At 60.8% G+C, this 16240-nt stretch carries 14 protein-coding genes; all 14 read right to left on the bottom strand.

Annotated elements, in window-relative coordinates:
* Window positions 1-5: 5 nt before the first annotated feature.
* Complete coding sequence (locus tag WIF35_RS14825) at window positions 6-911, bottom strand: D-alanine--D-alanine ligase (protein ID WP_412478996.1); 906 nt, start codon at window positions 909-911, stop codon at window positions 6-8.
* Window positions 908-2299 carry a UDP-N-acetylmuramate--L-alanine ligase gene (gene murC, locus WIF35_RS14820; RefSeq protein ID WP_412478995.1) on the bottom strand — a complete coding sequence of 464 codons (1392 nt, stop codon included), beginning with the start codon at window positions 2297-2299 and terminating at the stop codon, window positions 908-910. Before murC ends, WIF35_RS14825 begins: the two co-directional genes overlap by 4 nt.
* Window positions 2296-3354 carry an undecaprenyldiphospho-muramoylpentapeptide beta-N-acetylglucosaminyltransferase gene (murG, locus tag WIF35_RS14815; RefSeq protein WP_412478994.1) on the bottom strand — a complete coding sequence of 353 codons (1059 nt, stop codon included), beginning with the start codon at window positions 3352-3354 and terminating at the stop codon, window positions 2296-2298. The genes murC and murG overlap by 4 nt, the downstream gene beginning before the upstream one ends.
* Complete coding sequence (gene ftsW / locus WIF35_RS14810) at window positions 3351-4514, bottom strand: putative lipid II flippase FtsW (RefSeq protein WP_412478993.1); 1164 nt, start codon at window positions 4512-4514, stop codon at window positions 3351-3353. Before ftsW ends, murG begins: the two co-directional genes overlap by 4 nt.
* Window positions 4508-5860 (bottom strand): UDP-N-acetylmuramoyl-L-alanine--D-glutamate ligase, encoded by a 1353-nt coding sequence (murD, locus tag WIF35_RS14805; RefSeq protein ID WP_412478992.1) that lies wholly within the window; start codon window positions 5858-5860, stop codon window positions 4508-4510. The genes ftsW and murD overlap by 7 nt, the downstream gene beginning before the upstream one ends.
* 7 nt (window positions 5861-5867) lie before the next feature.
* Window positions 5868-6971 (bottom strand): phospho-N-acetylmuramoyl-pentapeptide-transferase, encoded by a 1104-nt coding sequence (mraY, locus tag WIF35_RS14800; protein ID WP_412478991.1) that lies wholly within the window; start codon window positions 6969-6971, stop codon window positions 5868-5870.
* Window positions 6972-8330 carry a UDP-N-acetylmuramoyl-tripeptide--D-alanyl-D-alanine ligase gene (locus WIF35_RS14795; protein ID WP_412478990.1) on the bottom strand — a complete coding sequence of 453 codons (1359 nt, stop codon included), beginning with the start codon at window positions 8328-8330 and terminating at the stop codon, window positions 6972-6974.
* The gene (locus tag WIF35_RS14790) at window positions 8327-9808 is read right to left on the bottom strand and encodes a UDP-N-acetylmuramoyl-L-alanyl-D-glutamate--2,6-diaminopimelate ligase (protein WP_412478989.1); all 1482 of its coding nucleotides are present in this window, start codon (window positions 9806-9808) and stop codon (window positions 8327-8329) included. The genes WIF35_RS14795 and WIF35_RS14790 overlap by 4 nt, the downstream gene beginning before the upstream one ends.
* Window positions 9805-11553, bottom strand: a complete 1749-nt coding sequence (locus tag WIF35_RS14785; protein WP_412478988.1) for a peptidoglycan D,D-transpeptidase FtsI family protein — start codon at window positions 11551-11553, stop codon at window positions 9805-9807. The genes WIF35_RS14790 and WIF35_RS14785 overlap by 4 nt, the downstream gene beginning before the upstream one ends.
* Window positions 11553-11822: a cell division protein FtsL gene (gene ftsL / locus WIF35_RS14780; RefSeq protein WP_412478987.1), complete on the bottom strand. Its 270-nt coding sequence runs from the start codon at window positions 11820-11822 to the stop codon at window positions 11553-11555. Before ftsL ends, WIF35_RS14785 begins: the two co-directional genes overlap by 1 nt.
* Window positions 11822-12748 carry a 16S rRNA (cytosine(1402)-N(4))-methyltransferase RsmH gene (gene rsmH, locus WIF35_RS14775; protein ID WP_412478986.1) on the bottom strand — a complete coding sequence of 309 codons (927 nt, stop codon included), beginning with the start codon at window positions 12746-12748 and terminating at the stop codon, window positions 11822-11824. The genes ftsL and rsmH overlap by 1 nt, the downstream gene beginning before the upstream one ends.
* Window positions 12745-13191, bottom strand: a complete 447-nt coding sequence (mraZ, locus tag WIF35_RS14770; protein WP_412478985.1) for a division/cell wall cluster transcriptional repressor MraZ — start codon at window positions 13189-13191, stop codon at window positions 12745-12747. The genes rsmH and mraZ overlap by 4 nt, the downstream gene beginning before the upstream one ends.
* Window positions 13192-13488: 297 nt before the next feature.
* Window positions 13489-15519 carry a diguanylate cyclase gene (locus WIF35_RS14765; RefSeq protein WP_412478984.1) on the bottom strand — a complete coding sequence of 677 codons (2031 nt, stop codon included), beginning with the start codon at window positions 15517-15519 and terminating at the stop codon, window positions 13489-13491.
* Between the two features lie 12 nt (window positions 15520-15531).
* Window positions 15532-16236, bottom strand: a complete 705-nt coding sequence (locus WIF35_RS14760) for a DsbC family protein (protein ID WP_412478983.1) — start codon at window positions 16234-16236, stop codon at window positions 15532-15534.
* Window positions 16237-16240: the final 4 nt, after the last annotated feature.

Raw genomic sequence — 16240 nt, 5'->3', positions numbered from 1 at the left:
TTGCCTCAGTCGTTTGCTGCCATTTCGAGTACCCGACGCACCAGCGCCGGATACTCCAGCCCGGCCACGCGCGCTGCCATCGGCACCAGCGAATGATCGGTCATGCCGGGCGCCGTGTTCACTTCCAGGAAGTAGTGGTTACCCGCCTCGTCCATCAGAAAATCGACCCGGCCCCAGCCACGTCCGCCGAGAATGCGGAAGGCCTCCAGCGCCTGGCGGCGGATTTCCTGCTCCTGGGCCTCGGGCAAGCCACATGGACACAGGTAGCGCGTATCGTCGCGGTTGTACTTGGCCTCGTAGTCGTACCATTCGGTCGCCGGCTCGATCTTGATGATCGGCAACGCTTGGTCGCCAAGGATACCGACGGTGTATTCGCCGCCCATGACCCCCTTTTCGGCGATCACCAGGCTGTCGTAGCGGGCTGCTTCGGCATAAGCTGCCGCCAGTTCGCCCGGCGCCTTGACCTTGCTGATACCGATCGAAGATCCCTCATGCGCTGGCTTGACGAACAGCGGCAGGCCCATCTCCTCTTCGATTTCGGCGAAGTCCGAGTCGGCATTGAGCAAGGCGTATTCGGAAATCGGCAGGCCGGCCGCCTGCCATAGCAACTTGGTGCGGAACTTGTCCATACCCAGTGCCGAAGCCATGACACCGGAGCCGGTGTAAGGGATGTGCATCAGTTCCAGCGCGCCCTGGATCGTGCCGTCTTCGCCATGGCGACCATGCAGCGCGACGAAGGCACGGTCGTAACCCTTCAAGGCATCGAGCGGCTGCTCGGCCGGGTCGAAGGGATGCGCATCGATGCCCTGGCCGGACAATGCGGCCAGCACACGCGAACCGCTGTTCAAAGATACCTCGCGCTCGGCGGACGTTCCACCAAAAAGCACCGCGACTTTGCCAAACTCGCTCATTTGCCTTCCACCAACTTGCCGGGAACCGCGCCGATCGAGCCGGCCCCCATGGTCAACACCACGTCGCCATCCCGGGCGACATCCATGATCGTTTGCGGCATCGCCGCGATGTCTTCGACGAAGACCGGCTCAACCTTTCCTGCAACGCGCAGGGCGCGCGCCAGCGAACGGCCGTCGGCGGCCACGATAGGCGCCTCGCCGGCGGCATACACCTCGGCCAGGCACAACGCATCCACGGTCGATAGAACCTTGACGAAATCCTCGAAGCAATCACGTGTCCGCGTGTAGCGGTGCGGCTGGAAGGCCAGCACCAGACGCCGTCCCGGAAAAGCACCGCGAGCAGCAGCCAGCGTTGCCGCCATTTCCACCGGGTGATGTCCGTAGTCATCGACCAAGGTGAATGAACCGCCGGCAGGCAGCGCCACCTCGCCATAACGCTGGAAACGGCGACCGACCCCCTTGAACTCGGCCAAAGCTTTGACGATGGCCGCATCGGAAACGCCAACCTCGGTGGCTACGGCAATTGCCGCCAGTGCGTTCAGCACGTTGTGCATGCCCGGCGTGTTCAACGTCACCGACAGACGCGACACCGAGCCATTCACCCGCACACAGTCGAAACGCATCTGGCCGTTGTCGGCAACGACGTTTTCCGCATAGAAATTGCACTCGCTGCTCAAGCCATAGGTGACGATCTGCTTGGCTACTCGCGGCATGATCTCGCGAACGTTCGGATCGTCGGCACATAACACCGCCACGCCATAGAAGGGCAAGCGGTTGAGGAAATCGACGAAGGTCGATTTCAGGCGCTCAAAGTCGTGGCCATAGGTTTCCATGTGATCGGCGTCGATATTGGTCACGACCGAAATCACCGGCGACAGATAGAGGAAGGAGGCATCCGATTCGTCGGCCTCGGCCACCAGGAAATCGCCATGTCCCAGACGGGCATTCGCCCCGGCCGCATTCAGGCGACCGCCGATAACGAAGGTCGGGTCGATACCGCCTTCGGCCAGGATGCTGGTGACTAGGCTGGTCGTGGTCGTTTTGCCATGGGTCCCGGCGATGGCGATGCCTTGCTTCAGGCGCATCAACTCGGCCAGCATCTGCGCGCGCGGCACAACCGGAATACGGCGTTCGCGGGCGGCAACGACCTCCGGGTTGTCGGCCTTGACTGCGGTCGACACGACCACGGCATCGGCACCGGCCACATTGGCGGCGTCGTGCCCGAACATCACCCGTACGCCCTCGCCTTCCAGGCGGCGTGTCGTCGCGCTGGCCGCCAGATCGGAACCGCTGACGGTGTAGTCCAGGTGCGCCATCACCTCGGCAATGCCGCTCATACCGGAACCACCGACGCCGACGAAATGGATGTGCTTGACCTTGTGTTTCATTTGGCGATTTCCGAACAAATATTCGCCACGTCCGCCGTGGCATCGGGCTTGGCCAGGGAACGGGCCTTCTGGGCCATTTCGAGCAACTGACCGCGCGAGTAATTGCGGATCAGCGCAATCGAATCCGCCGTCAATTCGGTTTGCGGCAACAGGAAGGCACCGCCGACATTGACCAGGAACATGGCGTTGCCGGTCTGGTGGTCGTCCACCGCATGCGGGAAGGGAACCAGGATGCTGGCTACGCCGGCCGCCGCCAACTCGGCGATGGTCAGCGCACCGGCACGGCAGATCACCAGATCGGCCCACTCGTAAGCCCCAGCCATGTCTTCGATGAACGGCACGCAATGGGCTTGCACCCCGGCAGCAGCATAATTGGCCTGCAGCGCCTCGATATGCTTCTCGCCGGCCTGATGGACGATCTGCGGCAATTCGTCTTCGCGCAGCATGGCCATGCCCTTCGGCACTATTTCGTTCAAGGCCTGCGCCCCCAGGCTGCCGCCGATAACCAGTACCCGCAGTGCCCCCTGACGCTCGCCAAGGCGCTCGTTCGGCGCTGACAAAGCGGCGATTTCCGGGCGAACCGGATTGCCGACCCAAGCGCCCTTCTTCAGCACATTGGGGAAACCGGTGGCAATGCGGTCGGCGACGCCGGCGAGGACGCGGTTGGCCAAGCCGGCAACCGAATTCTGCTCGTGCAGCACCAGCGGCACGCCGAGCAAGGCTGCCATCATGCCACCCGGGAAAGTGATGTAGCCGCCCATGCCGAGCACGACATCCGGGCGAACCTGGCGGATCGCCTTCCAGCCTTGCCAGAAACCGCGCAACAGGTTCAAGGGCAGCAATAGCTTGCGCAGCAAACCCTTGCCACGCAGAGCGCCGAACTTGACCCAAACCATCTCGAAACCATGCTGCGGCACGAGGCGGGACTCCATGCCATCGGGGTTACCCAGCCAGACCACACGCCAGCCTTCGTCGCGCATGCGATGCGCTACCGACAGCGCCGGGAAGATGTGGCCGCCCGTGCCGCCTGCCATGATCAGGATGGTTTTGCTCATAGCTTGCCTCCACGCATCAATTGGCGATTCTCCCAATCGACTCTGAGCAGGATCGCCAAAGCGATGCAGTTAGCTAGAATCCCTGAGCCGCCAAAGCTCATCAGCGGCAGGGTCAGGCCCTTGGTCGGCAACAGGCCCATATTCACGCCCATGTTGATGAAGGACTGCACGCCGAACCAGATGCCCATGCCCATGGCGACCAGCGCCGGATAAAGGCGGTCGAATTGCACGCATTGGCGGCCGATGGCAAAGGCGCGTTGAACCAGCAGGGCAAACAGGGCGATGACGGCGAGCACTCCGAAGAAACCAAGTTCCTCGGCGATGACGGCCAGCAGGAAATCGGTATGCGCTTCCGGCAGGTAGAACAGCTTCTCGACGCTGGCGCCGAGACCAACACCGAACAACTCGCCACGGCCAAAGGCGATCAAGGAGTGCGACAACTGGTAGCCGCGACCAAATGCGTCGGCCCAAGGGTCCATGAAGCCGAACACACGGTCACGTCGATAAGGCGAGACGATGATCATGATCGTGAAGGCAATCAGCAGACCGACGATCAGCAGTGCAAACAGGCGGGCCTTCAAGCCGCCCAGGAAAAGGATGCCCATGGCGATTGAGATGATCACGACAAAGGCGCCGAAGTCCGGCTCCTTGAGCAACAGCATGCCGACGATAGCCATCGCACCGAACATCGGCAGGAAGGCCTGTTTCAGGTCGTGCATCACGTTGATCTTGCGCACGGTGTAATCAGCAGCGTAGAGCACGGCGAACAGTTTCATCAGCTCGGATGGCTGCAGGTTGGCGAAGCCCAGCGGCAACCAGCGGCGGGCGCCGTTCACGTCACGACCAATGCCGGGGATCAGTACGATCAACAACAGCACGGCGCCGGCCATAAAGAGATAGGGGGCGTATTTCTGCCACAGGCTGAGCGGCACCTGAAATGCCACGGCGGCAGCGACCAGGCCGATGCACAGGAAAACGCCGTGGCGTAGCAGGAAGTAAGCCGGTTGATGATTGGTAAAGCGCCCCCCTTCGGCCGTTGCAATCGACGCCGAATAGACCATGACCAAGCCACCGAACAAAAGGATCAGTACCGTCCACAACAAGGTGTAGTCGATTTCCGAAACCTGGCGGCGCGGCGCGTCAAGGGCTGAGATCAGCATGGTAGCTCCTTGACGGCATCGATAAAGGCCTGCGCTCGATGGGCGTAGTTCTTGAACATATCGAGACTGGCGCAGGCCGGCGACAGCAGCACGCAATCGCCAGACTTTGCCTGCTGGGCAAGCCAGCGCACCGCCTCACCCATGTCGGCAACCCGTTGTAGCGGCACACCGCAGCCTTTGATCGCAGCCTCGATAGCTGGTGCGTCACGACCGATCAAGGCCACAGCACGTCCATGCTTCTTCAGTGCAGCCTTCAGCGGGGAGAAGTCCTGGCCCTTGCCATCGCCACCCAACACAATGGCCACCTTGCGGCCCATGCCCTCGATTGCCGCCAATGTGGCACCGACATTGGTTCCCTTCGAGTCGTCGACGTAAAGCACGCCGCCAATCTCGGCCACTGTTTCGACCCGATGGGCCAAGCCCTTGAACTGTTTCAGCGGTTCGACCAAGCGTTCCGGCGCGACACCGACGCATTCGCACAGGGCCAGCGCCGCCATGGCATTGGCGGCGTTGTGCAGGCCGGAAAGCTGCAGGTCGGCCAGCGCCACCAGCTTTTGCTTGCCGTGCCAGATCGCGCCGTCGGCGAAGCCGTAATCGACCGCCCTCGGTGCCGGATCGAGGCCGAAGGTGATCATCTTGCGGCCGCAACGTCCGTTGGCCATCGACCAGTCGTCGTCACGATTCAGGATCATCGCACCCTTACCCTGGAAGATGTGCGACTTGGCAGCGGCGTAGTTGGCCATGCTCCCTTCGTAGCGGTCGAGGTGATCTTCGGACAGATTGAGCACTGTCGCCGCCACTGCATTCAATTGATGCGTCGTTTCCAGCTGGAAGCTGGAGAGTTCGAGCACCCAGACCTCTGGCAACGTGCCGCTATCCTGCGCATCCATCAAGGCATCGAGCGCCGACGGCGAAATGTTGCCGCAGGCGATGGCCGGAACGCCTGCGCCGTTGAGCAGCGCGGCGGTCAGCGCGGTGGTTGTCGTCTTGCCGTTACTGCCGGTGATGGCGAGGATATGCGAGCCTGGCACCTGCTCGCGCACACCGTGTGCAAACAACTCGATTTCTGACCAAATCGGCACGTGCACCGCAGCAATGGCCGGCGTGGCCTTGGCGACGCCCGGCGACAACGCCAGCAGGTCGATATTGGCGAAGGTGGCGTCGGTGAACGCGCCGCTCAGCAATTCGGCGTTCGGCGCCACTTGGCGCAGGGCTTCGACATTCGGCGGGTTGTCACGCGAATCGGCCACGCGCACGATGGCGCCCTGGCGATGCAGCCATTTGGCCATCGCCAGTCCGGACTCTCCGAGTCCGACGACCGCTACGCGTTTGCCCTTGAGTTCCATGCCTTCCTCAGCGCAGCTTCAGGGTGGACAGCCCGATCAACACGAGCATGATGGTGATGATCCAGAAGCGGACGACAACCTGCGTCTCCTTCCAGCCGGTTTGTTCGAAGTGGTGATGCAGCGGCGCCATGCGCAGGATGCGCCGGCCCTCGCCGTATTTCTTCTTGGTGTATTTGAAGTAGCTGACCTGCAGCATCACCGACAGGGTTTCGATCACGAAAACACCGCCCATGATGAAGAGCACGATTTCCTGACGCACGATCACCGCCACCGTACCCAGCGCAGCACCCAGCGCCAGCGCGCCAACGTCGCCCATGAACACTTCAGCCGGATAGGCGTTGAACCACAGGAAGCCCAGGCCCGCCCCGGCGATGGCGCCGAGCAGGATGCACAATTCGCCCGCCCCCGGCACGTAGGGGATCAGCAGGTACTTGGCGTACACCGCATGGCCGGTCACGTAGGCAATGATCGCGAAGGCGGCGGCGACCATCACGGTCGGCATGATGGCCAGACCGTCCAGGCCGTCGGTCAGGTTCACCGCATTGCTGGTGCCGACGATGACGAAGTAGGTCAGGGTGATGAAGCCGACGATGCCCAATGGGAAGGCAATAGTCTTGAAGAAGGGCACGATCAGTTCGCTGTGCGCCGGCGACTTGGCCGAGAAGGCGATGAACAGCGCCGCACCGATACCGAGCACCGACTGCCAGAAATATTTCCAGCGTGCGGCCAGCCCATTCGGATCGCGATAGACCACCTTCTTCCAGTCGTCGTACCAACCGACGATGCCGTAGCCGAGCGTGACGATCAGCACCGTCCATACGTACTTGTTGGTCAGGTCGCCCCAGAGCAGGGTGGTGATGGCGATGGCGATCAGGATCAACACGCCGCCCATGGTTGGCGTACCCGACTTGACCAAATGGGTCTGCGGCCCGTCGGTGCGCACCGCTTGGCCGATTTTCTTGGCGGCCAACCAGCGGATGACACCGGGACCAGCCCACAAGGAGATCAGCAGGGCCGTCATCGACGCCAGCACCGTGCGCAGCGTGATGTAGTTGAAGACGTTGAAAAAGCGAACGTCCTGCGCCAGCCATTGAGCCAAAGCGAGCAGCATTTAGTGTTTCTCCCCGGCAGCCAGTGCGTCGGCCACCCTTTCCATTTTCATGAAGCGCGAGCCCTTCACCAGCACCGTGGTTTCCGGGCCCAATTCCTTGTCCACCGCAGCAATCAGCTTTTCCACCGTGCAAAAATGCCGGGCGCCGTCGCCGAAGTTGCGTACTGCTTGTTTGCTGGCTTCGCCGAGGGCGAAGAGCTGATCGACGCCCTGACTCTTGGCATATCCGCCGATTTCATCGTGATACTGGCCGCTCGCCTCGCCGATCTCGCCCATGTCGCCCAACACCAGCAGTTTCTTGCCGATGGTCGCAGCCAGCACGTCGATACCGGCGCGGACCGAATCCGGATTGGCGTTGTAGGTATCGTCGAGAAGCTCCGCCCCGGCCTTGCCGGCACGGCGTTGGAGCCGCCCCTTGACGCCCGAGAAGTTGGCCAGACCCGCCGCCACGCTGCGCAGCGGAATGCCGGCAGCCAGGCAGGCAGCCGCCGCGGCCACGGCATTGCGGGCGTTGTGGCGCCCCGGCACGGACAGCTTGATTTCGGTCTCGCCTTCCGGCGCGGTCAGCGTGAGCGACATCTCCAGGCCATGGACAATCACTGCCCCATTCACATCGGCGGCACCATCGATGGCGAAAGTGCGCACCGGGCGCCCACCGGCGGCTTTGCGCCAGAAATCGGCGTAGGCATCGTCGGCATTGATCACAGCAATGCCCTCCGCCGGCAAGCCAGTGAAGATGCTGCCTTTCTCACGCGCCACTTCGTCCAGATCGCCCATGCCTTCCAGGTGGGCACGCTGGGCATTGGTGATCAGCGCCACCGTCGGCGCGCCAATTGGCGCCAGGTAGGCGATCTCGCCCGGATGGTTCATGCCCATTTCGATCACCGCGGCTCGATGGCCGGCATTCAAGCCGAGCAGGGTCAGCGGCAGGCCGATGTCGTTATTCAGATTGCCACGCGTCGCCAGCACGGCTTCGCCGAATTCGGCCTGCAGAATGGCAGCGACCATTTCCTTGGTCGTTGTCTTGCCGTTCGAACCGGTGACCGCGATCACCGGTAGCTTGAACGAAGCGCGCCACGCCTTGGCCAGGCGACCGAGGGCCAGGCGGGTATCGTCGACTACGACTGCCGGCACGCCGGCCGGCACCTTGACCTCATCACTGACCAGCAGCGCCGAAGCACCGCTGGCAAAGGCTTGCGCCAGGAAATCGTGCGCATCGAAACGCTCGCCCTTGAGGGCGACGAACAACTGCCCCGCTGCAATGGCACGCGTATCGGTCGATACGCCGCTGAGGGCCAGATCCTCGCCCAGCATGCGACCGCTGACGGCCGCGGCAACCTGGGATAGCAGCCAGTTCATGCCGCCTCCTCCTGCAAATTCGTCCGACGCAGCTCCAGCGCCAAACGCGCCTGCTCGACGTCGGAAAATGGATACTTGACTCCGGCGATCTCCTGGTAGGGCTCATGCCCCTTGCCGGCCAACAGGATCACATCGCCCATGGCCGCCTCGAGCACGACGCGACGGATGGCCGTGGCACGGTCGAGTTCGACTTCGGCATGGGTCATGCCGGCCGCGATATCGCTGACGATGTCCTGCGGCACCTCGGAACGTGGGTTATCGCTGGTCACCAGGACGCGATCCGCACAGCGCTGTGCCACTTCGCCCATCAACGGACGCTTGCCCTTGTCGCGGTCGCCGCCGCAGCCGAACAGGACGACCACTCGGCCGCCGCGCACCGCTGCAACCGGGCGCAACGCGACCAATGCGTTCTCCAGCGCATCGGGCGTGTGTGCATAATCGACGACAACCAGCGGCTCGCCCGCGCCACCGATACGTTCCATGCGCCCCGGCGGTGGCGTCAGTTCGGCCACACGACGCGCGACCTCATGCGCCGGCAGGCCGGCATCGTGCAGCACGGCGGCTACCGCCAGCAGGTTGGAGACGTTGTAGCGCCCGACCAATGAGGTTTCGACAGTTTCCCGACCGTTTGGCAGGACCAGCGTAAAGCTTTGGCCAAAAGGTGTTTCTTCGAGATTCTCGGCTCGCACCAAGGCAGGGAAATCGCGGCGCTGTTCGCCAATGGCGTAGCCCAGTACACGCAGCGCGGTGGTTTCACGCATCAGGCGCAAGCCGAATTCATCGTCCAGATTAACGATGGCCGTGCGCAGGCGCGGCCAGCAGAAGAGCTTGGCCTTGGCTGCCGCGTAGTCCTCCATCGAGCCGTGATAGTCGAGATGATCGCGCGTCAGGTTGGTGAAGATCGCCACATCGACCCGAGCACCATTCATCCGCCCTTCCTCGATCCCGATCGAACTGGCCTCAAGCGCGCAAGCTGCTGCATGCTGCTGGCGGAAGCGCGCCAGATAGCGCATCAGGGTGGTCGCCTCCGGCGTGGTGAAGCCGGTTTCGGTCAAATCATCAGCGAAGCCGGCGCCCAGCGTACCAATGATGGCGCAAGGCTTCGGATAAGCCCGTGCAATGCATTGGCTGATGGTGGTCTTGCCGTTGGTACCGGTCACCGCGATCAAGGACATCGCCTCGCTCGGGTGGCCATACACCATATGTGCCAACGGCCCCGCCAAAGCGCGCAATTCGCCTACCGGCAGGTTTGCTGCGGTGCACGCCGGATTCCAGGCAAAATCGCCACCCGGCTGCCACAGGATGGCAACCGCCCCCTTGGCCACGGCGTCGTCGATATAGCGGCGACCATCAGCCAGATCGCCCGGATAGGCCAGGAAGACATCGCCCGGCAACACCTGGCGACTGTCGTCAGCGACACCGGTCACGTTCACGCCCATGGCCTCCAGGCGGTCGAGCAGTTCGCGTGGCGTGCTCATAGTTTTCCCTTCTCCCCTTCCGCTGCAGCCAACTGCAGAGGTGCATCAGGCGGGATACCAAGGGTGCGCAAGGCGCCGCCCATGATATGAGAAAACGCCGGACCGGCTACGTCACCGCCGTAGTGGGCACCGCCTGTCGGTTCGTCGATCATGACCGCCACCACAAGGCGGGGGTCACTGATCGGCGCCACGCCAACGAAGGAAGCGACATATTTCTTCGCATAGACACCGCCCTCGATCTTGTAGGCGGTGCCAGTCTTACCGCCGACGCGGTAGCCGGGAACACGCGCCTTCGGGGCAGTTCCTTCTGGCTGCACGGCCATCTCCAGCATCGTCCGCAGTTCACGCATCGTTTGCGGCGAGAAGACACGTGCGCCGTGCGGCGGTGCATCTTCCAGCTTGGTCAGCGACAGCGGCATCAATTCGCCGTCACGCGCAAACACCGTATAAGCCCGCGCCATCTGGATCAGACTCACGGAAATGCCGTGCCCATAGGACATCGTCGCCTGCTCGATCGGACGCCAGTTTTTCCATGGACGCAGACGACCATTCACCTCGCCGGGAAAACCCAGGTTCGGCGCCTGGCCGAAACCGAGGTTGTCGAACAACTCCCACATTTCCTGCGGCGGAAAACCGAGAGCAATCTTCGCAGTCCCTACGTTGGAAGACTTCTGGATGATCTGGGCCACGGACAACGCACCATGCGGATGCGCATCGGAAATCGTTGCCGAGCCAATGGTCAGACGCCCCGGCGCAGTGTTGATCACGGTGTCGAAACGAACCTTGCCTTTTTCCAGCGCCAAGGCGGCCGTAAACGGCTTCATCACCGAACCCGGCTCGTAGGTATCGGTGATGGCGCGATTGCGCAATTGCGCCCCCGACAGACTCTGTCGATTGTTCGGGTTATAAGTCGGCCAATTAACCAGGGCCAGAATCTCTCCGCTACGCGCGTCGATCACGACCGCACCGCCAGCCTTGGCTTTGTTTTCCTCGACAGCCTTTTTCAGATGGCTGTACGCCAGATACTGTATTTTCGAATCCAGCGCCAGACGGATATCCTTGCCGTCCTGCGGCGGCTTGATCGACCCCACATCTTCGACGATGTTGCCACGGCGATCGCGAATCACCGTCCGACTCCCCGGCCGGCCGAGCAGACTGCTTTGGAAGGCCAATTCGACGCCTTCCAGACCCTTGTCATCGACACCGGTGAAGCCGACGATATGCGCCGTCATATCGCCGGTCGGATAGAAGCGACGATATTCCTTCTCCTGATGCACCCCGGGCAGCTTCAGCGCCGCGATGCGGTCGGCCACCTCGGGCGAAACCTGGCGCTTGACGAAGACAAAGGTCTTTTCCGATGCCAGCTTGCCATCCAACTCGCGCACCGGCATTTCGAGCAGCCCGGCCAACTGGCGCTTCTGCCCCCCATCCATCGTCCGCGCATCGGAAGGAATCGCCCAGACGGATTTCATCGGCGTCGACACCGCCAGCATGTCGCCATTGCGATCGACAATCTTGCCGCGCGACGCAGAAATTTCGATATCCCGCCGCATGCGGGAATCGCCCTTTTCCTGCAGGAAGTCGTTATTGATGACCTGCAGGTAAAAACTGCGTGCCACCAAGGCGAAAAAGGCCGCCATCAGCAACAGGCCCACCGTGCGCGAACGCCAGCCCTGCAAGGCCAGTTGCAGAACCGGACTCTCGGTATAACGGTGACCGCGTTGCGGGCGGCGGCGCACGACCATCAGCGACCGCCTTTCTTCTGCGCCGCACGTGCCGCGGCATCGGGTGGCACCATGTGCAGGCGCTCGCGAGCGATCTGCTCAATACGGGGGTGGGTCGCCCAGGTCGACATTTCCAACTGCAATTGGCCGTACTCGATGTCTAGCTGGCGCGCCCGCTCCTGCTCGCTCTCCAAATCCTGAAACAGCTTGCGCGCGCGGTGCTGGGAGGTCACGACACCCAGCGCACAAACGACAGCAATCAGGAGAAGAATCATGTTGAAACGCAGCATTACAGTTTTTCAGCGATCCGCATCACGGCACTGCGTGCCCGCGGATTGGCTTCGATTTCGGCTTCGCTCGGCTTGATCGCCTTGCCCACCAGACGCAGTTTTGGCTTCGGCAGCTGGTCAGCACGCAACGGCAGGTTTTTCGGCATCGCATCTGCGGTGGACTGCGCCCGCATGAAGTTTTTCACGATGCGGTCTTCCAACGAATGAAAGGAAATCACCACCAGACGACCACCAGGCTTCAGCAAATCCAGCGCCTGCGGCAAGGCTACTTCCAGCTGGCGCAGTTCCTGGTTGATATGAATCCGTAGAGCTTGAAAGCTGCGCGTCGCCGGGTCCTGCCCTGGTTCACGGGTGCGCACGGCCGAGCGTACGAGGGCCGCGAACTGACCTGTTGTGACAATAGGTTGTTCGACCCGAGCAGCCACAACCTTCTTTGCAATCTGGAAAGCAAACCGTTCTTCGCCATAATTTTTGATGACCTCCGTAATTTCCCGCTCATCGGCCCGCGCCAGCCACTCTGCCGCCGTCTCGCCCTGCGTCGTATCCATACGCATGTCGAGCGGCGCGTCGTAGCGAAAGCTGAAGCCGCGCTCCCCCTCGTCGATTTGCGGCGACGACACCCCTACATCAAACAAAACACCATCCGCTGCAGAAAGATTTGCCTCGACGGCCGCCTGAGCCAACTCGCCGAAGGCCCGATGCACCAGGCTGAAACGCGGATCGCCCAAGGCAACTCCAGCCGCGATCGCTTGCGGATCGCGATCCAGCGCAACCAATCTGCCCGCATCACCCAAACACGAGAGAATCTTGCGGCTATGACCGCCCCGGCCGAAGGTCGCATCGACATAAGCTCCATCGGCTTTTATCGCCAGCGCCTCTACCGCCTCTTCGAGCAGTACCGTCACATGGGCGGCACCGGCGGTCACAGCACCAAATCCCCAAAGCCCGGCGGCAAATCACCCGAGAGCGCCTCAGCAGCCAGATCGTTCTGCTGTTTCCAGCCGGCCTCGCTCCAGATTTCGAAATGCGACCCCATACCGACCAGATAAACGGTCTTTTCCAAATTGGCGTAAGTACGCAACTCCGGCGCCACCAAGAGGCGCCCCGCCGAATCGAGCTCTTCGGTGCGCGCATTACCAACCAGGACCCGCTTGATCGAGGCAGCTCGCGGATCGAGGCTCGACGCCTTGAGGATCTGATCGCGAATCGGCTGCCAGGCGGGTGAAGGATAGAGCAACAAGCAACGATGCGGATGCGCGGTCAGGACAAGCCCACCCTCAGCGGCCGCGAGCAGGGTTTCGCGGTGCCTTGCCGGTATGGCAAGCCGCCCCTTCGCATCCAGACTGAGTGCTGCAGCGCCCTCGAACATTCCCCGTTTCGCTCCCCGTTAACCCACTTTTCAACACGTTTTCCCACTTTAGAACATCAACCCCATGACGTCAATAGAGAAATTGTGATTTTTTTCTTATGCAACAAGGACTTAGAAGCGGTTTGCGAGACAATTTTTAAGAAAAATTATCCTTAAAAATCAAGGATAGGAAAACAATTCTTAAAGTGACTTATTAGGAGTTTTTGATGCAAAGCAAAGCCCATCGGCCGACATGCTGCCGTGGTAAAAAGTGGGGATTTTGTAGCGCCTCAGCCTACGGCGAGACGAGAGGCAAGCTCAACAGGATGCCACCACACGATTGCGCCCCTCGGCCTTGGCTCGATACAGCGCCTGATCGGCGCCGCGCGTCAGATCATCCGGGGTTTTGCCGTGCTCGGGATAAGAAGCCACCCCAAGCGAAACCGTGAACTGTAATTGGAAGCCGCCGTGTCGAATCTGCAATGCCGCAACTTCGGCACGCCAGGACTCGGCCCGCTCGAGCGCAGCCACCAGCGGCATATTTGGCAGCAGGATCAAAAACTCCTCGCCACCATAACGACAAGCAACATCTTCGGCCCGAATGTCGGCCAATAGCGTAGCCGCCAATACGCGGAGAACCTCGTCGCCAACCTGGTGCCCGTAGGTATCGTTAACATCCTTGAAATGGTCGATATCCATCATAACCAGCGATAGCGGATTGCCTTCCCGCCGCGCCCGTGCCACCTCACGATCAAGGGTTTCATCAAGATAGCGACGGTTGTACAACCCGGTCAAACTGTCGCGAATCGCCTGCTCACGCAATGCCGCCTGCAGACGCTCGATTTCCTGCAACTGCTCCTGCAAGCGACGATTGCTCTCACGTAGCGCCTCCTCGGCGGCTTTCCGTTCACTAATGTTACGGGTGATACCCAATATAGTCCTGGGCACGCCGGTTACATCAAGGAGATAACTGGACACCACCTCGGTGGAAACAATCGAGCCATCCCGGCAAAGCTGATCGAGTTCGGTGGTCACGACGTTAGCCGACAAATCTCCCGAGGCGATGCGCCGTAAGCGCTGATCAATTACACGATTCGCCAACTCGGCGGACTCAGGAGTCAAACCCGCCTCGATCGGTTGGGCAATAACTTCTTCCGGTGTGAACCCACGTAGTGTTTTTACCGATGGACTGACGTAGGTGAATCGACGCGTAGGAATATCGATAGTCCAGATCACGTCATGACTATTGTCCGCAAGCATGCGATAGCGGGCTTCGCTTTCGGCCAATTGGTTAGCCACCGATTCCTCTTCTCGCTCAATACGCAAGGCGCGAACCAAAACCAACGACAATCCGAGCGCCAACAGGGAAAAGATAGTCAGCGTACTGAACAAGGATCTGCGCCACCCTATCAAATAATCCTCGCTCGCAATGCCCGCCGCAACGTAAAAGGGATACTCGCCAATTCTCTGGTAGGCATAAATACGCTCTGTCTTATCCAAAGCAGCCTCATAGCGAATCGTGCCGCTACGCTCCCCCATTTCGATGCGCAAGTGCATCGGATTATTGTGAAGCGGGAGATTGACCGCATCAGGCTTAGCGGGGCGACGAAGCACCAACCGAGCGTCATCGCTCCGCCGCAAGGTAATCACCCCATTGGGACCAAGATCGACAGCTTCAAACAGCGCCGCAAAGTGAGCCAGATCGATGGCCGCGGTTACGACCCCCAGAAACTCACCCGCAGGAGAACGCAAGGGCACGGCAACCGCCACAACCTGCCGAGCCGTCAAACGACCAGTCAACACCTCGGAGAAATACAGGCGCTGTCCTTGAGACTGCGCCAGCGCTTTAAAATAGCTCCTATCTGAAACATCGAGTTGCACCTCATCGCGCTCAGAGGCGAACAACACCCTGCCGGATCGATCCGCCACGCGAAACCCGACAACTTCGGGAAAATGCGCCCGGTACATCGACAAATCCTGCATTACGGCAGCACGTACCGCTTTGTCAGCATTCGATAGGAGAGCCGCCTGCGGAAACCCTAGCGCAATATGCTCAAGATCAGACTCAATGCGCCGAAATGTCGCCCCCAGACGTGCCTCTGCGGTATTGACGATATTTCGTGCCTCGGTTTCAGCCTTGCGCCCCGCTTCCTCGTAGGAAATTCGCAAAACATGGGCCAGCAATCCGGCGGCGCCCAGCAGGGTAGCGAAAAAAAAGAGAATCAGACGCCCACGCCTGCTAACCAGCGTATTTCGGACAATCGGAACCGATGCATTGATCATTTTGGAATCTTGCCGTCGTGCCGCCAGAATAACAAGGGGCAGCCGAAGCTGCCCCTTGTTATTCACGGAAACGGCGGCTTACTTGCCCTGGCTGAGCTTCTGCTCGATACGAGCCACCGGCACCGCGCCTGGCACCCGCTCACCATCGCTGAAAAACAGCGTCGGCGTACCGGTAATATTCAACTTACGACCATATTCCTGATTGCGCCCGATCGCAGAAGTATCGCAATCATCTTTAGCCGGTGGCGCCTTGCCGTCCACCATCCAATCGTTCCAGGCCTTCGAACGATCTGCCGCACACCAGATCTGCTTCGATTTACGCACCGAGTCTTCGGAGAGGATGGGATAAAGGAAGGTATAGATGGTCACATTTTCGAGCTTCAGCAAATCCTTGGCCAGCCGCTTGCAATAACCACAATTTGGATCCTCGAAGGTTGCAAGAACTCGCTTACCGTCGCCACGCACCTGCTTGATGGCGCGCTCCAGCGGCAATTCGCTGAACTTGATGGCCGTCAGCTTGCGCATGCGCTCCTCGGTGACATTCTTCATGTTCTTGCCGTCGATCAACTGAGCATTCACCAGGAAGGCCGTCATCTTCTCGTCCGTATAGAAAATGTTGCCGTCCGCGTAGACCTCGTAAAGCCCGAGATAGCCGGACTTGTTGACGCTTTCCACCTTGGTGCCAAGCTTGGCTTCCATCGCCTTGCGGATATCGGATTCGTCAGCCGTCGCCAATGAAGCAAACAATACCGCCACCGCAGCCGGCAGGATTTTCTTGAACATGCAA

The organism is Azonexus sp. IMCC34839, assembly GCF_047047955.1.
GTDB lineage: Bacteria > Pseudomonadota > Gammaproteobacteria > Burkholderiales > Rhodocyclaceae > Azonexus.
The sequence above is the reverse complement of the archived record's forward strand: the minus strand, read 5'-3'. Positions and strand labels throughout refer to the sequence as shown.

Bases quoted from the DNA above. Each gene is read 5' to 3' on its own strand.
- WIF35_RS14825 (WP_412478996.1), bottom strand. From the start codon at position 911: ATGAGCGAGTTTGGCAAAGTCGCGGTGCTTTTTGGTGGAACGTCCGCC.
- WIF35_RS14760 (WP_412478983.1), bottom strand. From the start codon at position 16,236: ATGTTCAAGAAAATCCTGCCGGCTGCGGTGGCGGTATTGTTTGCTTCA.
- ftsW (WP_412478993.1), bottom strand. From the start codon at position 4,514: ATGCTGATCTCAGCCCTTGACGCGCCGCGCCGCCAGGTTTCGGAAATC.
- WIF35_RS14785 (WP_412478988.1), bottom strand. From the start codon at position 11,553: ATGGTCGTGCGCCGCCGCCCGCAACGCGGTCACCGTTATACCGAGAGT.
- WIF35_RS14790 (WP_412478989.1), bottom strand. From the start codon at position 9,808: ATGAGCACGCCACGCGAACTGCTCGACCGCCTGGAGGCCATGGGCGTG.
- murC (WP_412478995.1), bottom strand. From the start codon at position 2,299: ATGAAACACAAGGTCAAGCACATCCATTTCGTCGGCGTCGGTGGTTCC.
- ftsL (WP_412478987.1), bottom strand. From the start codon at position 11,822: ATGCTGCGTTTCAACATGATTCTTCTCCTGATTGCTGTCGTTTGTGCG.
- mraY (WP_412478991.1), bottom strand. From the start codon at position 6,971: ATGCTGCTCGCTTTGGCTCAATGGCTGGCGCAGGACGTTCGCTTTTTC.
- murD (WP_412478992.1), bottom strand. From the start codon at position 5,860: ATGGAACTCAAGGGCAAACGCGTAGCGGTCGTCGGACTCGGAGAGTCC.
- mraZ (WP_412478985.1), bottom strand. From the start codon at position 13,191: ATGTTCGAGGGCGCTGCAGCACTCAGTCTGGATGCGAAGGGGCGGCTT.
- murG (WP_412478994.1), bottom strand. From the start codon at position 3,354: ATGAGCAAAACCATCCTGATCATGGCAGGCGGCACGGGCGGCCACATC.
- WIF35_RS14795 (WP_412478990.1), bottom strand. From the start codon at position 8,330: ATGAACTGGCTGCTATCCCAGGTTGCCGCGGCCGTCAGCGGTCGCATG.